Origin of the sequence: Streptomyces sp. NPDC047971 (genome assembly GCF_040653355.1) — a bacterium.
Classification (GTDB): domain Bacteria; phylum Actinomycetota; class Actinomycetes; order Streptomycetales; family Streptomycetaceae; genus Streptomyces.
In genome coordinates, this window is record NZ_JBEZNW010000027.1 from 51124 (window position 1) to 69654 (window position 18531).

20 protein-coding genes are annotated in these 18531 nt (G+C 71.4%); 10 read left to right on the plus strand and 10 right to left on the minus strand.

The window, feature by feature from the left end:
- Positions 1-145 precede the first annotated feature (145 nt).
- On the plus strand, positions 146-1357 hold the full coding sequence (locus AB0D99_RS24050; protein WP_362365768.1) for a pyridoxal phosphate-dependent aminotransferase: 1212 nt from the start codon (positions 146-148) through the stop codon (positions 1355-1357).
- An 80-nt stretch (positions 1358-1437) separates the two neighbouring features.
- Complete coding sequence (locus tag AB0D99_RS24055) at positions 1438-1830, plus strand: hypothetical protein (RefSeq protein WP_362365771.1); 393 nt, start codon at positions 1438-1440, stop codon at positions 1828-1830.
- A gap of 254 nt (positions 1831-2084) precedes the next feature.
- On the opposite strand, the gene AB0D99_RS24060 is transcribed toward AB0D99_RS24055, so the two are convergent.
- Complete coding sequence (locus tag AB0D99_RS24060) at positions 2085-3908, minus strand: phosphoenolpyruvate carboxykinase (GTP) (RefSeq protein ID WP_362365774.1); 1824 nt, start codon at positions 3906-3908, stop codon at positions 2085-2087.
- 196 nt (positions 3909-4104) lie between these two features.
- Between AB0D99_RS24060 and AB0D99_RS24065 the strand changes: the two genes are divergently transcribed.
- Together AB0D99_RS24065 and AB0D99_RS24070 are read left to right on the plus strand one after the other, a co-directional pair.
- Positions 4105-4797, plus strand: a complete 693-nt coding sequence (locus AB0D99_RS24065) for a hemolysin III family protein (RefSeq protein WP_362365777.1) — start codon at positions 4105-4107, stop codon at positions 4795-4797.
- 8 nt (positions 4798-4805) lie between these two features.
- Entirely contained in the window at positions 4806-5429 is a 624-nt protein-coding gene (locus AB0D99_RS24070; RefSeq protein ID WP_362365780.1) for a TetR family transcriptional regulator, read from the plus strand.
- Here AB0D99_RS24070 and AB0D99_RS24075 read toward each other — a convergent pair.
- Genes AB0D99_RS24075 through AB0D99_RS24085 form a run of 3 tightly spaced genes read right to left on the minus strand, consistent with a single transcriptional unit; the run spans position 5395 to position 7573 of the window.
- Positions 5395-6405 carry a glycosyl hydrolase gene (locus tag AB0D99_RS24075; RefSeq protein WP_362365783.1) on the minus strand — a complete coding sequence of 337 codons (1011 nt, stop codon included), beginning with the start codon at positions 6403-6405 and terminating at the stop codon, positions 5395-5397. The two genes, AB0D99_RS24070 and AB0D99_RS24075, sit on opposite strands and share 35 nt — an antisense overlap.
- A 1-nt stretch (position 6406) precedes the next feature.
- Positions 6407-7051, minus strand: coding sequence for a vitamin K epoxide reductase family protein (locus tag AB0D99_RS24080; protein ID WP_362365786.1), 645 nt, complete (start codon positions 7049-7051; stop codon positions 6407-6409).
- 18 nt (positions 7052-7069) lie between these two features.
- Positions 7070-7573 carry a DUF5949 family protein gene (locus AB0D99_RS24085; RefSeq protein ID WP_362365789.1) on the minus strand — a complete coding sequence of 168 codons (504 nt, stop codon included), beginning with the start codon at positions 7571-7573 and terminating at the stop codon, positions 7070-7072.
- A 173-nt stretch (positions 7574-7746) separates the two neighbouring features.
- On the opposite strand from AB0D99_RS24085, the gene AB0D99_RS24090 reads away from it, so the two are divergent.
- Together AB0D99_RS24090 and AB0D99_RS24095 are read left to right on the plus strand one after the other, a co-directional pair.
- Positions 7747-8139: a tyrosinase family oxidase copper chaperone gene (locus AB0D99_RS24090; RefSeq protein ID WP_362365792.1), complete on the plus strand. Its 393-nt coding sequence runs from the start codon at positions 7747-7749 to the stop codon at positions 8137-8139.
- Positions 8123-8989 (plus strand): tyrosinase family protein, encoded by an 867-nt coding sequence (locus AB0D99_RS24095; RefSeq protein WP_362365795.1) that lies wholly within the window; start codon positions 8123-8125, stop codon positions 8987-8989. Before AB0D99_RS24090 ends, AB0D99_RS24095 begins: the two co-directional genes overlap by 17 nt.
- A 64-nt stretch (positions 8990-9053) precedes the next feature.
- Here the strand turns inward: AB0D99_RS24095 and AB0D99_RS24100 are convergent, their stop codons facing one another.
- The 6 genes from AB0D99_RS24100 to AB0D99_RS24125 all read right to left on the minus strand — a co-directional run bounded on the left by AB0D99_RS24100 (position 9054) and on the right by AB0D99_RS24125 (position 13149).
- Positions 9054-9323, minus strand: a complete 270-nt coding sequence (locus AB0D99_RS24100; protein ID WP_362365798.1) for a chaplin — start codon at positions 9321-9323, stop codon at positions 9054-9056.
- A gap of 291 nt (positions 9324-9614) precedes the next feature.
- Complete coding sequence (locus AB0D99_RS24105; RefSeq protein ID WP_362365801.1) at positions 9615-10091, minus strand: hypothetical protein; 477 nt, start codon at positions 10089-10091, stop codon at positions 9615-9617.
- Positions 10092-10291: 200 nt separating this feature from the next.
- Positions 10292-11143, minus strand: coding sequence for a hypothetical protein (locus tag AB0D99_RS24110; RefSeq protein ID WP_362365804.1), 852 nt, complete (start codon positions 11141-11143; stop codon positions 10292-10294).
- A gap of 430 nt (positions 11144-11573) precedes the next feature.
- Positions 11574-11840: a hypothetical protein gene (locus tag AB0D99_RS24115; protein ID WP_362365807.1), complete on the minus strand. Its 267-nt coding sequence runs from the start codon at positions 11838-11840 to the stop codon at positions 11574-11576.
- 252 nt (positions 11841-12092) lie between these two features.
- Entirely contained in the window at positions 12093-12650 is a 558-nt protein-coding gene (locus AB0D99_RS24120) for a hypothetical protein (protein WP_362365810.1), read from the minus strand.
- A gap of 259 nt (positions 12651-12909) precedes the next feature.
- On the minus strand, positions 12910-13149 hold the full coding sequence (locus tag AB0D99_RS24125; protein ID WP_362365813.1) for a chaplin: 240 nt from the start codon (positions 13147-13149) through the stop codon (positions 12910-12912).
- Positions 13150-13540: 391 nt separating this feature from the next.
- Between AB0D99_RS24125 and AB0D99_RS24130 the strand changes: the two genes are divergently transcribed.
- The 4 genes from AB0D99_RS24130 to AB0D99_RS24145 are packed head-to-tail and all read left to right on the plus strand — an operon-like array spanning position 13541 to position 18501.
- A complete protein-coding gene (locus tag AB0D99_RS24130; RefSeq protein WP_362365816.1) occupies positions 13541-14608 on the plus strand; it encodes a DUF3344 domain-containing protein in 1068 nt (355 codons plus the stop codon).
- A 1-nt stretch (position 14609) separates the two neighbouring features.
- On the plus strand, positions 14610-15764 hold the full coding sequence (locus AB0D99_RS24135; protein ID WP_362365819.1) for a glycosyltransferase family 4 protein: 1155 nt from the start codon (positions 14610-14612) through the stop codon (positions 15762-15764).
- A complete protein-coding gene (locus tag AB0D99_RS24140) occupies positions 15761-17179 on the plus strand; it encodes a sugar transferase (RefSeq protein ID WP_362365822.1) in 1419 nt (472 codons plus the stop codon). The genes AB0D99_RS24135 and AB0D99_RS24140 overlap by 4 nt, the downstream gene beginning before the upstream one ends.
- 26 nt (positions 17180-17205) lie before the next feature.
- Positions 17206-18501: an O-antigen ligase family protein gene (locus AB0D99_RS24145; RefSeq protein ID WP_362365935.1), complete on the plus strand. Its 1296-nt coding sequence runs from the start codon at positions 17206-17208 to the stop codon at positions 18499-18501.
- The last annotated feature ends 30 nt before the right edge of the window (positions 18502-18531 follow it).

An 18531-nucleotide genomic window follows, 5' to 3' on the forward strand; every position in this document is an offset into this window, starting at 1 on the left:
CGTGGGCCCGGCCGTGCGGTCCACGTCCCGGACGCCGCGCCCGGGCGTTCCGCACCCCCGCCGACCTCGCGCTTCGCCCATCCCTTCCGCCCGACGTGTCCCAAAACACGAGGCGCCCCGCTCCGGCCCGCCGTAAGCTCTCGACATGCAGGTGATCCAGTCCACGAAGCTCGCCAACGTCTGTTACGAAATCCGGGGCCCGGTGCTCGAAGAGGCGATGCGGCTGGAGGCTGCGGGTCATCGCATCCTCAAGCTCAACACCGGCAACCCGGCCGCCTTCGGCTTCGAGTGCCCGCCGGCGATCCTCGAGGACGTCCTGCGCAACCTCGCCGACGCCCATGGCTACGGCGACGCGAAGGGCCTGCTCTCCGCCCGCCGCGCGGTGATGAGCCACTACGAGACCAAGGGCATTCCGCTCTCCGTCGAGGACATCTACCTCGGCAACGGCGTCTCCGAGCTGATCCAGATGTCGATGCAGGCGCTGCTCGACGACGGCGACGAGGTCCTCGTCCCCGCCCCGGACTATCCGCTGTGGACGGCCTCGGTCTCCCTCGCGGGCGGTACGGCCGTGCACTACCGCTGTGACGAGCAGGCGGACTGGATGCCGGACCTCGCCGACATCGAGCGGAAGATCACCGATCGCACCAAGGCGATCGTGATCATCAACCCGAACAATCCCACGGGCGCCGTCTACGACGACGAGATGCTCCGGTCCCTCACCGAGATCGCCCGCCGCCACAACCTGGTCGTCTGTTCCGACGAGATCTACGACAAGATCCTCTACGACGGCACCACGCACACCCCCACCGCCGCCATCGCGCCGGACCTGCTCGTCCTCACGTTCAACGGGATGAGCAAGAACTACCGGGTCGCCGGCTTCCGCTCCGGCTGGCTGGCGGTCTGCGGCCCCAAGAGCCACGCCACCTCGTACATCGAGGGGCTGACGATCCTCGCCAACATGCGCCTGTGCGCCAACATGCCCGCGCAGCACGCGGTCGCCGCCGCCCTGCAGGGCCGGCAGTCGATCGAGGACCTGGTCCTGCCCGGCGGCCGGCTGCTGGAGCAGCGCGACACGGCGTACGAGCTGCTCACCCAGATCCCCGGCGTGACCTGCGTGAAGCCGAAGGGCGCGCTGTACCTCTTCCCGCGGCTCGACCCGAACGTCTACAAGATCAAGGACGACCGGCAGATGGTCCTCGACCTGCTGCGGGCCGAGAAGATCATGGTGGTGCACGGCACCGGCTTCAACTGGCACGAGCCGGACCACTTCCGGATCGTCACGCTCCCGACGGCCACGGACCTGGCGGACGCGGTGACGCGGATCGGCCGCTTCCTGGACGGGTACGGCCAGCCGTAGCCCGCCCAGACCGGACCCCGCTCAACTTTAGATCGAATCTAAGCTAGGATGGCCGCAGAGCTACCGCAGGAGGCCGTCCCATGTACGAACCGATCCGCACGAAGTCGGTCCACCGGATGGCCGACGACGACCCGAACGCGTACCCGCACCGCTCCCGCGAGGAAGAGCTGGACATCCAGCTCGCCGGACACCTCGCCGCCCTGCTGGCCGTCACGGACGAGCTGGGCGACACGGAGGCCGGTGAGCTCATCGCCCGGCAGGTGGCCCGGCTGCGTGGCGCACCCCCGGCCCGGCACGCCGGGCTGAGCGGCTCGGACGCCCGGTCTCTGCACCAGCGCGCCCATGCCCTCGCGGGCCGCGCCCTGGTCGTCGCCGCCTCCCGGGCCGACACGGCCGTCGCGATCCTCGCCGCCGAGCGCATGGACGCGCACACCGCGGCGCTGGCCTCTCCCGAGCTGGTCAGCGCCCCCTGACGGCCCCGGGCCGCGTGCCGGGGAGGCGCGCGTCCCGGGTGCCACACATCCCCGGCGACCCGCGCGGGTCGGCCGCCCCGTCACGCTGAACGCCCTCCGATCGGGAGCCCGTTCGGCGCAAGGCCGGAAAAGCACCGGCCCCCGAGGCCGTGAGGGGGCATCGGGGGACCGGTGTGCATCGTGACGAGCCGTTCGTGACCCCACTGGTCAGGGCGGTGTTCGGGGCGACCCGTCACGAGTCTTGAGAGGCGGGATCAGCCCAGGCGCTCGACCAGCGCGCGGTACTCGTCCCACAGCTCCTTCGGGGTGTGGTCACCGAAGGTGTTCAGGTGCTCGGGGACCAGGGCGGCCTCCTCGCGCCAGACGTCGCGGTCGACCTTGAGCAGGAACTCGAGGTCCTCCGCCGGCATCTCCAGGCCGTCGGTGTCGAGCGAGTCGACGGTCGGCAGGATGCCGATCGGGGTCTCGACGCCCTCGGCCTTGCCCTCCAGGCGCTCCACGATCCACTTCAGGACGCGGCTGTTCTCGCCGAAGCCGGGCCAGACGAACTTGCCGGCCTCGTTCTTGCGGAACCAGTTCACGTAGTAGATCTTCGGGAGCTTGGCGGCGTCCGCGGTGGCGCCGACCTTGACCCAGTGGGCCATGTAGTCGCCCATGTTGTAGCCGCAGAACGGCAGCATCGCGAAGGGGTCGCGGCGCAGCTCGCCGACCTTGCCCTCGGCGGCGGCGGTCTTCTCGGAGGCGACGTTCGCACCGAGGAAGACACCGTGGTTCCAGTCGAAGGACTCGGTCACCAGCGGCACCGCGGAGGCGCGGCGGCCACCGAAGAGGATCGCCGAGATCGGCACGCCCTTGGGGTCCTCCCACTCCGGCGCGGCGATCGGGCACTGCGAGGCCGGGACGGTGAAGCGGGCGTTCGGGTGGGCGGCCGGGGTCTCGGACGCGGGCGTCCAGTCGTTGCCCTTCCAGTCCGTCAGGTGGGCCGGGGGCTCCTCGGTCATCCCCTCCCACCAGACGTCGCCGTCGTCGGTCAGCGCGACGTTGGTGAAGACGGCGTTGCCCCAGAGGGTCTTCATGGCGTTGGCGTTGGTGTGCTCGCCGGTGCCGGGCGCGACGCCGAAGAAGCCGGCCTCGGGGTTGATCGCGTAGAGGCGACCGTCCTCACCGAAGCGCATCCAGGCGATGTCGTCGCCGATGGTCTCGACCGTCCAGCCGGAGATCGTGGGCTCCAGCATGGCCAGGTTGGTCTTGCCACAGGCGGACGGGAAGGCGGCGGCCACGTACTTCGCCTCGCCCTGCGGCGGGGTGAGCTTGAGGATCAGCATGTGCTCGGCGAGCCAGCCCTCGTCACGCGCCATGACGGACGCGATGCGCAGGGCGTAGCACTTCTTGCCGAGCAGCGCGTTGCCGCCGTAGCCGGAGCCGTACGACCAGATCTCACGGGTCTCGGGGAAGTGCGAGATGTACTTGGTGGAGTTGCAGGGCCACGGCACGTCCTCCTGGCCCTCCTCCAGGGGGGCGCCCAGGGTGTGGACGGCCTTCACGAAGAAGCCGTCGGTGCCGAGCTCGTCGAGGACGGCCTGTCCCATGCGGGTCATGGTGCGCATGGAGACGGCGACGTACGCGGAGTCGGTGATCTCGACGCCGATCGCGGAGAGCGGCGAGCCGACCGGGCCCATGCAGAAGGGCACGACGTACATGGTGCGGCCACGCATCGAGCCCCTGAAGATGCCCTTGTCCCCCGCGAAGATCTCCTTCATCTCCGCCGGAGCCTTCCAGTGGTTGGTCGGGCCCGCGTCCTCCTCCTTCTCGGAGCAGATGAAGGTCCGGTCCTCGACGCGCGCGACGTCGGTCGGGTCGGAGGCGGCGTAGTACGAGTTCGGGCGCTTGATCGGGTCAAGCTTCTTGAACGTGCCCTTGGCGACGAGCTCCTCGCAGAGGCGCTCGTACTCGGCCTCGGAACCGTCGCACCAGACCACGGCGTCCGGCTGCGTGATCGCCGCGATCTCGTTCACCCAGGAGATCAGGTCCTGGTGCTTGGTCGGAAGGGTGGTGGGAGCCGCGTTCTCGCGCGCCACGATTGCTCCTTGATGAGGGGTTTTTTAGATGTCTGCCCCGTGGGGGCTGCGACCCGGATGCGTCGTAGCTGCTCATCCGGTGCCGACCGCACTCATTTGATCATCCGATGCATGCGCCCATATGTCCAGAGGGCCGCACACGTGAGCATCGCCACTCCTGTCCGGAACCTACGGGAGCGTAGATAGCATTCGGCTCATGACTTCAGCCGTGCCGGACGTGACCCGGATAGAGCACACCTCGTCCCACCCGCATCTGCTGAAGCCACGGCTCAGGGGCTGGCTGCACGCGGGGATGTTCCCGGCGGTGATCGTCGCGGGCCTCACCCTCGTCGCGCTCTCCGACTCCCCGCGGGCCCGCATCGCCTGCGGGATCTACGTCCTCACCGCCTGCCTGCTCTTCGGCATCAGCGCGCTGTACCACCGCGGCAACTGGGGTCCGCGCGGCGAGGCCGTCCTGCGGCGCCTCGACCACGCCAACATCTTCCTGATCATCGCCGGCACCTATACCCCGCTCACGCTGCTCCTCCTCCCCGACTCCACCGGGCGGCCGCTCATGTGGGCGGTCTGGGTCGCCGCCGCGGCCGGCATCGCCTTCCGGGTCTTCTGGGTCGGCGCGCCCCGCTGGCTCTACACGCCCTGCTACATCGCGATGGGCTGGGCCGCCGTCTTCTTCCTGCCCGACTTCATGCGGGCGGGCGGCATCGCGGTCCTCGTCCTGGTCATCGTCGGCGGACTGCTCTACAGCGCCGGCGGCGTGATCTACGGCATGAAGCGGCCGAACCCGTCACCCCGCTGGTTCGGCTTCCACGAGGTCTTCCACTCGCTGACCCTCGCGGCCTTCATCGTCCACTACGTGGGCATCTCGCTGGTCGCCTACCAGCACGCCTGAGCCGCACAATGACGGCCATGGCCGCCGAACCGACCCCTCAGCCCAGCCTGCGCGAACGCAAGAAGCTCAGGACCCGCGCCGCGATCCGCCGGGCCACCTACCGGCTCGTCGCCGAGCAGGGGTACGAGGCGGCCACCGTGGACCGCATCGCGGCGACCGCCGACGTCTCCCCCTCCACCGTGGTGCGCTACTTCCCGGTCAAGGAGGACATCCTCCTCACCGACGAGAGCGACGCCGTCCTGGAGGCCCGGCTGCGGGCCCGGCCCGCCGGCGAGGAGCCCCTGGAGTCCCTGCGGGCCGTCGTCCTCGACGCGGTCGCGACGGCGCTCGCCGAGGAACCGGAAGAGACCCGGCTGCGCGCCCGGGTCATGGTCGAGGTCCCGGCCGTACGGGCCCGGCTCACCGAGACCGCCGCCGAGACCGCGCAACGGATGGCCCGCGCCCTCGCCGAGCGCACCGGCCGGGACGCCGACGACCTGGAGGTACGGGTCTTCACGGCGGCCGTCCTCGGCGCCCTGCGCGAGGCGACCGTCTACTGGGCCGAGCGCGGACAGACCGACGACCTGGTCCGCCTCCTCGACCGGACCGTCGACACGCTCAAGGGTGGGCTGTCGCTCCGAGCGCTCCCCTGACGACCCGTCCCGACTCGGGGTTGTCCGCGCACCCCCACACTCCGTGCGGGCAGTAGTCCGTGAAGGTCTGGTAGACCGGCCGGTGCCGCGCGAACCAGTCGAGCATCCCCCGCACGTACGCCGGATTGTCGCCGTTGCGGAAGAGTCCCCATTCCGGGTACGAGACGGGCTTGCCGTGCTCGGCCGCGAACCGCACATGGTGCGCGAGCCCGAAGTCCTCGGTGACCTGTCCCTCGAAGGAGAGCCCCTCGGGCTGGTCGTAGGCGTCGAGCCCGATGATGTCGACGTGGGCATCACCCGGGTAGCAGCGCGTCCACTCCACCGCGTCCCGCCCCCGGCTCGCGGTGAAGTCGAACCGGAACCGCTGCCCGGGCACCGCGCGCAGCACGTCCACGACCCGCCGCCAGTACGCCTTCCAGCTCTCCGGGTCCGGTCCGCAGCGATGGCTGTAGGTGGTGCCGTTCATCTCCCAGCCGAGCACCAGCACCGCGTCGGAGAGCCGGTGCTCGACGAGCCGCTCCCCCAGGGTCCGGAAGTGGCCGTCGTACGCGCCCGCCGCCCCGCGCCGCAGCCCGGCCCTGACCTCGGCGTCGGCCAGCCCCTCCTCGTTCCGGTCGAGCAGCGGCACGTTCAGGACGAAGAGCCGCCCCGGCCCGGCCTCCTTCCAGCGCGCCCAGGGCTCGAAGAGCGCCGGGTGACCCTCGATGTTGGACCAGCGGTCGCCGGGCAGATAGGTGTGTCCGACGCTCAGCGACGCGCCGCCGAGCCAGCGCTCCACCTCCGCGATCCGCTCCACGCCCGCCTCGTCGGAGCCGGTGAAGAAGCCGGAAGGCACCGTCGCGGGCAACGGGTCGGGAGCGGCCGGCTCCGCGAGGTGCCGGGAGCCCGGCGCGATGCGCCCGTCGGGCAGCGCGAGCGCGAGAACGGCCGCGAGCAGCACGATCAGTGCGGCCCGCGGCCAGGAGAGGAGGGCCACGTCAGCTGGTCCAGAAGTCCCACCATCGGGTCAGGATCAGCATCCCGATGATCCCGATGTGCAGGACGGGCAGCGCGAAGGTGAAGTCCTCGAAGAACCCCTTCACGGCGGGGGGCGCGGGCAGCACGCCGGTACGGACGTTGTGCGAGGTGACGTACCAGAACATGACGATCGTGGCGGCCCAGGCCAGGCAGCACCACAGGCAGAGCGCGTTGATCTCGTACAGCGACTGGTGCATCAGCCAGGTGCAGAACCCGACGCCGAACAGCATCCCGGCGTTCAGTCCGAGCCAGTACCAGCGGCGGTGGCGGGCGCCGGCGAGGATGCCGGCGCCGATCGCGACGACCATCCCGTACGTCACGAGCCCGAGCATCGGGTTCGGGAAGCCGAACACCGTCGCCTGCTCGCTCTTCATGATGTTGCCGCAGGACACCACCGGGTTGAGGCTGCAGCCCGGCTGGAAGTTCGGGTCCTCCAGGAGCTTGAACTTGTCCAGCGTGATCACCCAGCCGGCCAGCACCCCGGCCGCCCCGGTGATCATCAGCAGCAGACCGAGGGCCCGGCTCGCACCGATCGTCCCGGCGCTCTCCCGGGCCTCGTCCTGGCGCTGCCCCGGCACCCCGCCCCGTACGTTGACCGTCGCCATGACGTGCCCCCTCTCCGCTCAGCCCTGCAGCCGCCGGACGGGCAGCCGGAGGTGCGCCGCGGCCCCGACGACCTCGTCGTCGGTGACGAAGGCATGCAGCCGCTCCGGCGTGACCGTCTCTCCGGGCACCGCGTCGGGCCAGGGCCGTACGGAGCAGATGAGGAAGGCCTGCCCGGTCTCGTGCACGGCCGCCTCCCACTCCGCCGGAACCGGCACCTGCGCCTTCAGGAACGGCAGGGTGAGCACGGCCCGCTGGGCCTCGACGAGCAGATGGGCACCGGTCGCCCGCTCCACCGCGGTGTCGACGACCCGGTCCCCGAGCGGCGCGCCCATGCCGTCGAGGGCGGCGCGCATCGCCTCTTCGCCGGCCTCGGGGCCGTCGCGGCCGTCCCCGAGCGAATACACCATCAGAAAGGGAGTGACGGGCGTGTCGGCGGTGGGCCCGACGGTCCACGGAACGACGGTGAGCGTCCCGAACGGGGATTCGCTGCGTACCGAGGAAACGACATTGGAAGAGGTCATGAATCCGGATGCTAGTGGCCGAACAGCCGTAACCCCGGACCGAATTCACTCGATCGGCCGACATTCATCCCGCTGGCATGTCGCTCGCAACGAAGTCGGGTTTCCATCGTTGTGCCCTGAGGGCTCCCCCTACCTTCGGCCGGGGGTGCCCAGCCGACATCAGGAGGCCACTCATGATCGTCACGCGCCGCGTCGCCCTGCGGTCCCTTTTCACCCTGACCGTCGCCGCGTTCACCGGCGGCGCGCTGGCCCGTATCGCCACCGCGCCGCGCCGTGCCCCCGTCGCCTCGGACGACGCCTTCGACGAGATGTACGGGGGCCGTCGCATCCAGGCCCGTCCCACCTCCGCCGGGGTGCCGGAGGTCCTCGTCGACGGACGGCGGCTGCATCTGATGCGCTGCGCGGCCGGCGGCTACCTCACCCCCGTCGACCACTACCAGACCTATCCGACGCCGCTGGCGGCCACCCGCGCGGCCGTGGACGAGCTGGGGTCCGCCCGGCTGAGCCGCTTCGCCGCCGCCCACGGTGTCCACCCGGGAGGGAGTTCGCGTGGTGTACACACGTAAGAACCAGCGCGATCTGACGGGCGCCGAGCGGCGGAAGTTCGTCGCCGCGGTCCTGGAGCTCAAGCGGACGGGCGCGTACGACGACTTCGTCCGCACCCACATCGACTACTACGTCGCCGACGGGGACGACCGGCTGCGCGTCGCCCACATGACCCCCAGCTTCCTGCCCTGGCACCGCAGGTTCCTGCTGGAGTTCGAGCGGGCGCTGCGGGGGATCGACCCGACGGTCACCGTGCCGTACTGGGACTGGACCCGGGACAACACCCCGGCGGCCTCGCTGTGGAGCGAGGACTTCATGGGCGGCAACGGGCGGCGCGGCGACTTCCAGGTGACGACCGGCCCCTTCGCCCACTCCGGCGGCCGCTGGACCGTGAAGCACAACATGACCGAGGGAACGTTCCTGACCAGGGACTTCGGCCGTCCCGCGGACCCGATCGCACTGCCGACGAAGGCGCAGCTCGACGAGGTGATGAAGGAGACGGTGTACGACGTGGAGCCGTGGAACTCCACGAGCGAGTCCGGGTTCCGCAACCGCCTGGAGGGCTGGGCGCCGGGCCGGGGCAACGACCGCTTCCGCATCCACAACCGGGTGCACCGCTGGGTGGGTGGTCTGATGCTCGGCGGGGCCTCGGTCAACGATCCGGTCTTCTGGCTCCACCACTCCTTCGTCGACCTCCTCTGGTCGCGCTGGCAGCAGCGCAATCCGCGGGCCGGATATCAGCCGGTGCACCCTCCGCGGCTGGGCGAGTCGCAGTACCGCAGGATCGCCGCCCGCGACGAGAAGATGGGCCCGTGGGGCGTCACCCCGGCCGAGATGCTCGACCACAGCGGGATCTACCGCTACGCGTAGCGCGTACGGGCACGGAAGCGGCCCCCGGCAGGTGTGCCGGGGGCCGCTTCCGTGCTGAGGGCGATCAGCCGCCGTAGCCACCGTCGTGGTGACCGTCGACGTTCGCGCACTGGTTGCCGAACGCCGGGTTGATCAGGCCGATGACGGTCACGGTGTTGCCGCAGAGGTTGACCGGGACGTGGACCGGGACCTGCACGACGTTGCCGGAGGCGACACCGGGAGAGTGGGCGGCAACGGCCTCGGCGCCCGAGTCGGCGACGGCCATGCCGGCTCCGCTGAGGGCAACGGCACCCGTGCCGGCGAGAACAGCGGCAGCCTTCGCGATGCGAGACATCAAGAACTCCTTGAACGTGGAATGGCGACCGCGAGAATGACGGCCGACGTTCCCGTTCAACGCCGAATTGGCGTATGAGTCACGGCCTTTAGGCCGGACGGGACGAAAAGACATGGGGAAGGCCCGCAGACCACCGGACCGCCCGCCGTCGGATACGGCGGAGCGAGCCTGTGGATCTGCGGGCCGCGGCCATGCGACAAGCCTTCTGTTGTAACGAGCAACGACCCCTCGGGTGGCGGGGAAGAATCGTGTCTTCACCGGCCGGGTCATTGGTCGTACAAAAGACCGCCGTCAGGCCGTCGGCTGCGCCAGACCCGCCTGGGAATCCAGCGCTCCGCTCACCGCGGGAGTGAGGACGCCGATCTCCGGCACGGCGAGGTCCGGCAGCCCGAGCCGGTCGCCGCGGGGCGCGACGACGGGGTTGCCGACCGTCGCACCGGGAGTGGTCGCCTTCACCGGTGAGCTGGGGGTGGCGAACAGCGCCTTGCCGGGCTCGCTTCCCTCGATGATCTCGGGCAGCTGCGCGGCGACGAGGGTCTCCGGGACCGTGCCGGCGATCGGCACCCGCGGCAGGGTGACGTCCGGCAGGAGACCGGACTGCCCCTCCTGGAAGCCGGTGGGTCCGCCCGGCACCGGCACCGGGACGCCGGTGGCCACCGTGGGGGCGTCCATCGGGATCACCGGCTCCAGGCCCTGGAGCGGGATGGTCACCGGCGCCTCGGCGGCAGCCGCGGGGGCGGCCATGGCCGCGGAGGCGAGTGCGGTCATGAGGATTCCCATGCCGGCTTGAGATCGCAGGTTCATGACTGCGTACGCCCTTCAGAGCAGATGACACGGTGCTGTGGTGATGCGCTCTGAGAACGAGTCCCGCGGAAGGAACGTCGCGAAATTCGCCTGTGTGCAGCAACGAGGAAGGCCCTCACCGGTGACGGCGAGGGCCTTCGTTGACGCTGGGTCAGCAGGGTGCGTCAGTGTCGGCGTTCGGGACGTCCGGCGCGGGCGACACGGCCGGCGCGGAGGTACACCACGGATCCGCCGACGAGGAGCGCGGCGCTGACCGCGGCGGCCCCCATGAGCGCGGCGTCGCCTCCGGTGTCGGGCAGCTCGGGCTTACCCGGCCCACCGGGCCCGCCGGGATGCGTCGGCGGCGCGGTCGTCACCGGAGGGGTGCTCGGATGCGTCGTCGGGGGCTTGGTGGGGGGCTTCGTCGGCGGCTTCGTCGGCGGCTTCGTCGGCGGCTTGGTGGGCGGCTTCGTCGGCGGCTTGGTGGGCGGCTTCGTCGGCGGCTTCGTCGGCGGCTTGGTGGGCGGCTTCGTCGGCGGCTTCGTCGGCGGGGTGGTCGGAGGCTTCGTCGGAGGCTTCGTCGGCGGGGTGGTCGGAGGCTTCGTCGGAGGCTTGGTGGGCGGCTTCGTCGGAGGCTTCGTCGGAGGCTTCGTCGGCGGGGTGGTCGGCGGGGTGGTCGGAGGCTTCGTCGGCGGGGTGGTCGGAGGCTTCGTCGGAGGCTTGGTGGGCGGCTTCGTCGGAGGCTTCGTCGGGTGGTCCGGGTTCTCGTGGCCGTCGTCGCCGTAGCCGTCGGGCTCGTCTTCGCCCGGCCGGCCGCAGAGGTCGCCGATCGCGACCGCGGCGGGCCCTTCGATGTGCGAGGGATGGCCGCAGAGGTTCGCGGGAAGGGGGACCTGAAGATGGTGACCGGTGTCGGCGTGGGGCGAATCGCCCGGACCGTCACCGGAGTTCGCCGCCACGGCGAAACCGCCGGTCAGCGACAGGATGCCCGTCGCGGCCGCGGCTGTGAACAGCTTCCGGCTGATGATGGATCGCATACCGCTCTTCCTTGGAGAAAGGGAGAGACCGGCGGGGATCCCCCCTCACTCCGACCGGCCTGTCCACGCACTCAGTGCGTCAGTCGCTGACGGACTGATGACGGAACGCAAGGCTCAGGGACACCGGGCAGATGCGCGCCGCGGGCTGCGGTGCGAGGTCGAGCGCTGCCGTCCTCGATCGCTCCATGGGCCAACCTTCCGTGGGGGTTGGCGAGAGCGTAAGGAGCGGCACACTACGGAGAGCCGGGACCACACGGCGGCCGAACTGAAAATCATTCAATCGGCCCATCACAGTGGGTGGCGGCCCGTGCCGGTGCAGCGTCCGCCGGCCGGCGGAGCGAGGGGGGGCGATCCAGGAGGGTCGGGACCGCGTGTCGCGGTCGTCCGCGCGGGGGGACGTGCGCGGTGGAACGGTCCTGCTGAGTCTCGGTCAGCCGCCGAGCGGGAGGCCACCGAGGAGCGGCGCGCTCTGGGTCGTCTCGTTCAGCTGGTTCGCGGTGTCCCCGACGGTCTTCACGACGGAACCGTCCGTGGTGGTGCTCAGCGCGTCCGTCTTCAGGCCCTCGCTGGCGAGCGTCCCGAGACCACCGTTCAGGCTGGTGGGGACCGCCATCGATTCGGCGGCCATGGCGGGCGCGGCGGCACCCAGGGCCATGACGGAACCGGCGACGACCGCGGCGACCTTGGTGGGCTTCATGAATGGAGTCCTTCCTCTATGGCGTCGTTGTGCAAGCAAGTCGCTTGCTGTGCAGGGTTGTTGGGCATTCCCGCACGTCGTTCCTGTCTTCTGTAACGAGAGGCGCGCTCCCCGGAAACTCCGGGAGGAAGGATTTCTCGACACTGCACCCGAAGGAAGGGGCGCGGTCGTATTTGCCGATCGGGTACGCGAAACGCCGTGCCGGCCCGGGAGTACCGGGCCGGCACGGCGCGGACGGCGGCGGTGTCGCCGCTATCGGACGGGCGCCGTGACGGGGAGCGTCACGGGCAGCTCGGGCACCTCGGGCACCGCGGGCAGCTCGGGCACCTCGGGCACCGCGGGCACCGCGGGCACCTCGGGCGCCGCGGGCACCTCGGGCGCCGTCGGCACCTGGGGGACCGCCGGCACCTGGGGGGTGAGGGCGGGCGGGGCGACGGGCAGGCCCGGCACGGTGACCGGCAGCGTCGGCAGGTTCGGCAACTCCCCGAGGTCGGGGAGGGACAGACCGCCGAGCACACCGCTCAGGATCTGGTCGACCAGCGAGGTGACCTGCGGGACGACCCCGGTCACGGTGCCGGACACCGAGGCGAGCAGCGCGGCGACCGCGCCCTCCACCGCGGCGAGGGTGTCGTCGACGACATCGGCGGGCGCGGCGGCCTTGGCGCCGGTGTCGGGGAGCGGGACCTTCGCTGCGACGGTGACCGGGGAGGACGGGTGGTGTATGTCGGCGACGGCGGTGCCCGCCGTACCGAGGGTGATGGCGGCTGATATCGCCAGGGCGCTGAGGCAGCTCGTTCCCAGAGGACGCATATGTGTTCCTTTTCCTTATGCGTCGGACAACTTCTCGGCCACCGTGCCTGCGCTGATAGCGCTCCGCAACAGGAGAACTACGGAGCGCCACACCTCCGTTCGAGTGAATCCGTCCCTCTGACCTGCTCCTCCGGGGGGCGTACGCCGTTGCACCGGACGGCGCACGAGGGTGCGTCCGAACGAGCGGAAGGCCGGCGCGCCGCACCCCGGACGGGGGCGGCGCGCCGGCCTTGGAAGGACCACGATCCGGCGTGCGAGATCAGAGGTTGGCGCAGCTGTTGCCGAAGGTCGGGTTCAGGGCGCCGATGACGTTGACGGTGTTGCCGCAGACGTTGACCGGCACGTGGACGGGGACCTGGACGACGTTGCCGGACAGAACGCCCGGGGACTTCACGGCCGCACCCTCGGCGAGCGAGTCGGCGGCGGCGACGCCGGTGGCACCCGCGACAGACGCGGCGACACCCACGGACAGGACTACAGCCTTCGCGATACGGGACATGGAGAAGCGCTCCTCGATTGTGTTCAGACCACTCAGACCAGAGGGTCGGTGCGGACGGGTTCGTCCGACTCCTTCAACAACGCCGCTCCCATTCATCGGTTGCTCTCCCGAACGGGTGACGTTCAACCGATCTTTGGGCCATAGGAGGGTCATTCGAGGGAGTGGGCGTGGAATGGCGCAACACGCACAACGAGGAACCTGCCGCACGGATACGGGAGTTAGCGTTTCCGAGCATCTAATGCGTACTATCGCCCGGCGCCGGGGTTATAACGTTCCCGAACGTTGCTTTCGGTCCCGCCACGCGTTCACTCATTTCGTACGGCCGAGTCCTCCCTCTCCCCCGGTCTTCACGGGTCTTCCCTTCTCTCTCTCATCAAAGCGGAGAACCTGTATGCGGAATTCAGCGGTTCTTGCTGTGCGCCGCGGCCTGTTGTGCGTCCTGTCGTGTGCGGCCCTGTCCGCCGCGCTGCCGGCCGCCTCCGCCGTCGCGCCCCCACCCAAGGAAGCCCCCCGCGTCCCCTTCGCCCAGCGGTACCAGGCGGTTCAGCACGGCGGGATCGTGCGCGCCGCCAACACGTCGGCCACGGCGGCGAGGAGCGCCAAGGGCTCCGGAGTGCGCAACGACGGCTACGCCATCGGGTACGTCGACGTCGACACCGACCCCAACACGTACAACTCCAGCCGTGCCGAGATCCGTGTCCCCGACGGCTCCCGGGTCAGCTACGCCCGCCTCTACTGGGGTGGGAACCTGCGCGTCGGCGAGCAGAAGCCGCACAAGGACAACGGCCGGGTGCTGATCGCCGAACCCGGCGGCTCGTACAAGCCGGTCCTCGCGGACACCACCATCGGGCACCGCACGGCCGACGGCGCCGACGCGTTCCAGGCGTCCGCGGACGTCACCGCCCTCGTCAGGTCCGCGGGGTCCGGGCTGTGGACCGTGGCCCAGGTCAATGTGGCGATGGGGAGTTCCGCGGTCGGCGGCTGGGGTGGCTGGACGCTGGTCGTCGCGTACGAGAACCCCGAGGAACCGCTGCGCAGGCTGGCGGTCTGGGACGGCTTCGAAACCCTCGGGCCGCACACCGGACCGGTCCGCGTGGCGATCTCCGACAGCGCTATTCCGTCGGATTCCGGCGGACAACTCGGCATGATCGCCTATGACGGCGACCGAGGCACTTCCGGGGATTCCCTGACAGTGGAAACGAGCCGGTCGAGGGGGGTCCGGCTCTCCGATTCCGCCAATTCCGCGGACGACGTGATGAACTCCAGCATCACCGATTCCGGAGCCGGTCGGATCGAACGACTTCCCGCCCATCGGAACACCCTGGGGTACGACTCCGACGTCTTCGATCTGGGGGGTGCCCTGCGCCATGGGGCCGACCGTGTCCACGTCCGCTTCGACTCCCGGCGGGACACCGTCTGGCTCGGGGCGCTCTTCCTCCAGGCGGACGTCGGGCGCTGACGTGCAGTCATCACGGGAGTCCGGCTCCCCTTCCCTCACGGTGCTGCACGCGGTCCAGCCCGGTGACGGCGGTGTGGCCCGGGTCGTCACCGACCTGGTCCGCGCGCAGCTCGCCACCGGCTGGCGGGTCGTCGTCGCCTGCCCGCCGGGGACGCCGCTCGACGCCGCCGTCCGGACCGAGGGCGCGGAGGCGTATCCCTGGCGGGCGGGACGCGATCCCGGCCCACGACTGGTCCGGGAGACCCGCGACCTCGCCCGGCTGATCCGTGACGTGCGCCCCGCGCTCGTCCACGCGCACAGCGCCAAGGCGGGGCTGTGCGCCCGGCTGGCCCTGCGCGGACGGATCCCCACGGTCTACCAGCCGCACGCGTGGTCCTTCGAGGCGGTCGAGGGGACCGTCGCCGCGCTGGCCCAGCGGTGGGAGCGCCTCGCTGCCCGCTGGACCCGGCGGATCATCTGCGTCAGCGACGCCGAACGGCGCACCGGCGAGGATGCGGGCGTCCGGGCGGCCTGGTCGGTCATCCACAACGGTGTGGACGTGGCGAGGTTCGCCGCCGGCGCGGCGGACGACGCCGTCGTCGACGGCCCGGCCGACGGGCCCCTCGTCGTGTGTGTCGGGCGGCTGTGCCGGCAGAAGGGGCAGGACGTGCTGCTCGCCGCCTGGCCGGCCGTCCTCGGGGAGTTCCCGACGGCCCGGCTGGTCCTGGTCGGTGACGGGCCGGACGGCGAGCGGCTGCGGGCCGCGGCGCCGGACTCGGTGCGGTTCGCCGGTGCCGTCGACGACACCGCGCCCTGGTACCGGGCCGCCGATCTGGTCGTGCTGCCGTCCCGTTGGGAGGGCATGGCGCTGGCGCCCCTGGAGGCCATGGCGAGCGGCCGGCCGGTCGTGGTCAGCGATGTGGACGGGGCGCGGGAGAGCCTGCCGCCCGGTCACGAACCCCTGTGCCTGGTCCCGCCCGAGGACCCGGCCGCGCTCGCCGCCGCCGTCGGCCGCCTTCTGGGCGGGCCGGAGTTGCGGCGGTCCCTGGGCCACCGGGCCCACGAGCACGTACTCAGCAGATTCGATGTGCGGCGCACCGGCGCGGCCGTCGCGGACGTGTACCGCGAGCTGGCCGGAGTGCGGTGCACCGAGCACAGAGAGCCGATTTCGCAGTGACTACGGAAAGCACCAGCGTCCCCTCCCCGACGAGCCAGGGCCACGCGCCGGGACTCGCCTCCCTCGGACCGCAGCGCGGCACGGCGGACCGGCTCGCGCTGCCACCGCGCCGGCCCGCGCCGATGCGTACGGCGGCCGTACCGCTGATCGCGGCCGACGGTCTCGCCGTCCTGCTCGCCGCCGCGCTGCTGCCCGAGCCGCACAGGGAGCTCCGGCTGCTCCTGCTGGTCGCCGGGACCGTCCTCGTGCTCAACGGGTACGCGGGGCTCCACCGGCCCGGCGCCTTCGCCTCCGCGCTCGACGAACTGCCGGCGCTCGCCGTCCGCGCCGCGGGCGCCTGGTGCGTGGCGGCGGCCCTCGTCGCCGCGTTCACACCCGCTCTGGCGATGGGCCCGGGGGCGCTCTGCACCGCGGTCGCCACGCATCTCGTCGCCGTGTGCGCCCTCCGCGGGGCCGTGCATGCCCGCCGGCGCCGTGCCGCCCGGTCGCATCCGCGGTCGGCGCTGATCGTGGGCGGGACCGGCGCCGCGCGCCGGTTCGCGGCGGCGGTGGCGCAGCACCCGGAGTACGGCATCCGCCCGGTGGGGATCGTCGGCCCGCGGCCGGACGGGGAGCCCGGGATCCCGGTGCTGTCCTCGCCGGAGGAGATCCACCGGGCGGTCATCCAGAACACGGTGCGCGACGCGGTCTTCCTGACCGACGACAGCGGTCTGGTGACGCTCTTCCAGCACTACGGCTGCACCACCTGGCGAGTGGGGGGCGAGCTCCAGGACGGGCCGATGCGCGACCACCTCTGGGGATACGGCTGCCGCCGGCTGATCCCGCCCGGCGAGCGCCGTGGCCTGTCCGTGAAGCGGGCGCTCGACATCGTGCTCACCGGCCCCGCGCTGGCCCTGGCCCTGCCCGTGCTGCTGCTGTGCGCGCTGGCGGTCCGGCTGTCCGACGGCCCCGGGGTGCTCTTCCGGCAGGAACGCGTCGGTCAGCACGGGCGGCTGTTCACCCTGCTGAAGTTCCGTACGCTGCGCCCGGCCGACGAGACCGAGTCCGCGACCCGGTGGAGCGTCGCCAACGACCGGCGGATGAGCACGGTCGGCAACTTCCTGCGGCGCAGCTCGTTGGACGAACTGCCCCAGCTGTGGAACGTGCTGCGCGGGGACATGAGCCTGGTCGGGCCGCGGCCCGAACGGCCGTACTTCGTGGCGCAGTTCAGCCGGATCCACACCGGTTACGCGGACCGGCACCGGATGCCGGTCGGGCTGACGGGCCTGGCGCAGGTGCACGGGCTGCGCGGCGACACCTCCATCGAGGACCGCTGCCGCTTCGACAACCACTACATCGATCACTGGTCGCTCTGGCAGGACATCCGCATTCTGCTGCGGACCGCGGCCGGGCTGGTCCGACCGGCGGGGAGCTGATGATGGCGACGGCCGTGACGGTGCCGATGGCGGCGGCGGAGCGGTGGGAGGTATGGGACTGGGCCCGCAGGGCCTGGTCCCTCTCCCCCGTCCTGGCGGTGATCGCGCTGCTGCTCGTGCCGGCGGCGGGCGGTGCGGAGGGGGGAACCGGGGGGACGGGGGGTCTCGCGGACGCGGCCTCGGGCCTGCTCGTGCTGATCTGCCTGGTGCGCGTCCTGCGCAGCGGGGCCCGGCCGTTGAGCCGGGCGGCGGCGGTCGTGATCGGGCTGCCGGTCCTCGGGATCTGTCTGGCGGCGATCACGTCGAGCGACCCGGCGGCGAGCCTGCCGGGGGTGGCGCGCTACCTCCAGGTCTTCGTGCTCGTCCCGGCCGCCGTGCTGCTGATGATCCGCGACCGGCGGGACTTCGCGCTCGTCGCGTGGGCGCTGGTCGGTCTGGCGCTGCTCCAGGGCGCGGTCGGGGTCACGCAGTACCTGACCGGCACGGGCGCGTCGTACCAGGGCGAGGACATCCGGGCGGTGGGGACGTTCGGGCCGACGGATGTGATGGGGATGGCGACGGTCGTCTCGTACGGCCTCGTCGTCGTCACCGGGATCGCCCTGGGCAGCGGGCGGGGGCGGGTCCGTACGGCCGCCCTGGTCTGCGCGGGTCTGCTGTTCCTGCCGCTGATGCTCTCCTTCAGCAGGGGCGCGTGGATCGCGACGGTCCTGGCCGTCGCGATCCAGCTGGTCCTGTCGGGGCTGCGGCGGGCGGGGCGGGTGGCGCTCGTGGCGGGCGCGCTCGCGGTGGTCCTGGTGGGCGGGCTCGGTGTGGGGTCGGCGATGGTGAAGGAACGGGTCACCAGCATCACGCAGGTGGCGGGCGCGCCGGACCAGTCGGTGACGGACCGGTACACGATGTGGGCCGCGGCCGGGCGGATGTGGCGCTCGGAACCGCTGACCGGCGTGGGCCTGAAGGGATTTCCGGCGTACCGCGACTCCAACGCCTCGCTCGCGCTGTCGTCGGGCAGCGACACCGCGGGCGCGGGGGCGCTGTTCCGGCGTCAGCCGCTGCTGTCCCCGCACAACATGTATCTGCTGGTGCTCTGCGAGCAGGGTCTCGTCGGTCTCCTGGCCCTCGCGGGCAGTTGGACGGCGCTGCTGGTGGGGGCGTTGCGGCGACGGGCGTGGGGGGCGGACTGCGCGCTGGTCGCGATCGGGCTGCTCTCCTGGCAGCTCATCGACTTCTTCTACGCGGACATCGGCGGGCCGTCCACGGTCCTGATGTCGGTCGTGTTCGGTCTCGCGGCGTGGTGGTCGCTGTCGGCGGTGAAGCGTGCGTGACCCCTGGGGCGGGGAACCGGAGTCCACGGA

Coding starts and splice junctions, on each gene's coding strand:
- AB0D99_RS24050 (WP_362365768.1), top strand. CDS start 146: ATGCAGGTGATCCAGTCCACGAAGCTCGCCAACGTCTGTTACGAAATC.
- AB0D99_RS24055 (WP_362365771.1), top strand. CDS start 1,438: ATGTACGAACCGATCCGCACGAAGTCGGTCCACCGGATGGCCGACGAC.
- AB0D99_RS24065 (WP_362365777.1), top strand. CDS start 4,105: ATGACTTCAGCCGTGCCGGACGTGACCCGGATAGAGCACACCTCGTCC.
- AB0D99_RS24070 (WP_362365780.1), top strand. CDS start 4,806: ATGACGGCCATGGCCGCCGAACCGACCCCTCAGCCCAGCCTGCGCGAA.
- AB0D99_RS24080 (WP_362365786.1), bottom strand. CDS start 7,051: ATGGCGACGGTCAACGTACGGGGCGGGGTGCCGGGGCAGCGCCAGGAC.
- AB0D99_RS24085 (WP_362365789.1), bottom strand. CDS start 7,573: ATGACCTCTTCCAATGTCGTTTCCTCGGTACGCAGCGAATCCCCGTTC.
- AB0D99_RS24090 (WP_362365792.1), top strand. CDS start 7,747: ATGATCGTCACGCGCCGCGTCGCCCTGCGGTCCCTTTTCACCCTGACC.
- AB0D99_RS24100 (WP_362365798.1), bottom strand. CDS start 9,323: ATGTCTCGCATCGCGAAGGCTGCCGCTGTTCTCGCCGGCACGGGTGCC.
- AB0D99_RS24105 (WP_362365801.1), bottom strand. CDS start 10,091: ATGACCGCACTCGCCTCCGCGGCCATGGCCGCCCCCGCGGCTGCCGCC.
- AB0D99_RS24110 (WP_362365804.1), bottom strand. CDS start 11,143: ATGCGATCCATCATCAGCCGGAAGCTGTTCACAGCCGCGGCCGCGACG.
- AB0D99_RS24115 (WP_362365807.1), bottom strand. CDS start 11,840: ATGAAGCCCACCAAGGTCGCCGCGGTCGTCGCCGGTTCCGTCATGGCC.
- AB0D99_RS24120 (WP_362365810.1), bottom strand. CDS start 12,650: ATGCGTCCTCTGGGAACGAGCTGCCTCAGCGCCCTGGCGATATCAGCC.
- AB0D99_RS24125 (WP_362365813.1), bottom strand. CDS start 13,149: ATGTCCCGTATCGCGAAGGCTGTAGTCCTGTCCGTGGGTGTCGCCGCG.
- AB0D99_RS24130 (WP_362365816.1), top strand. CDS start 13,541: ATGCGGAATTCAGCGGTTCTTGCTGTGCGCCGCGGCCTGTTGTGCGTC.
- AB0D99_RS24145 (WP_362365935.1), top strand. CDS start 17,206: ATGGCGGCGGCGGAGCGGTGGGAGGTATGGGACTGGGCCCGCAGGGCC.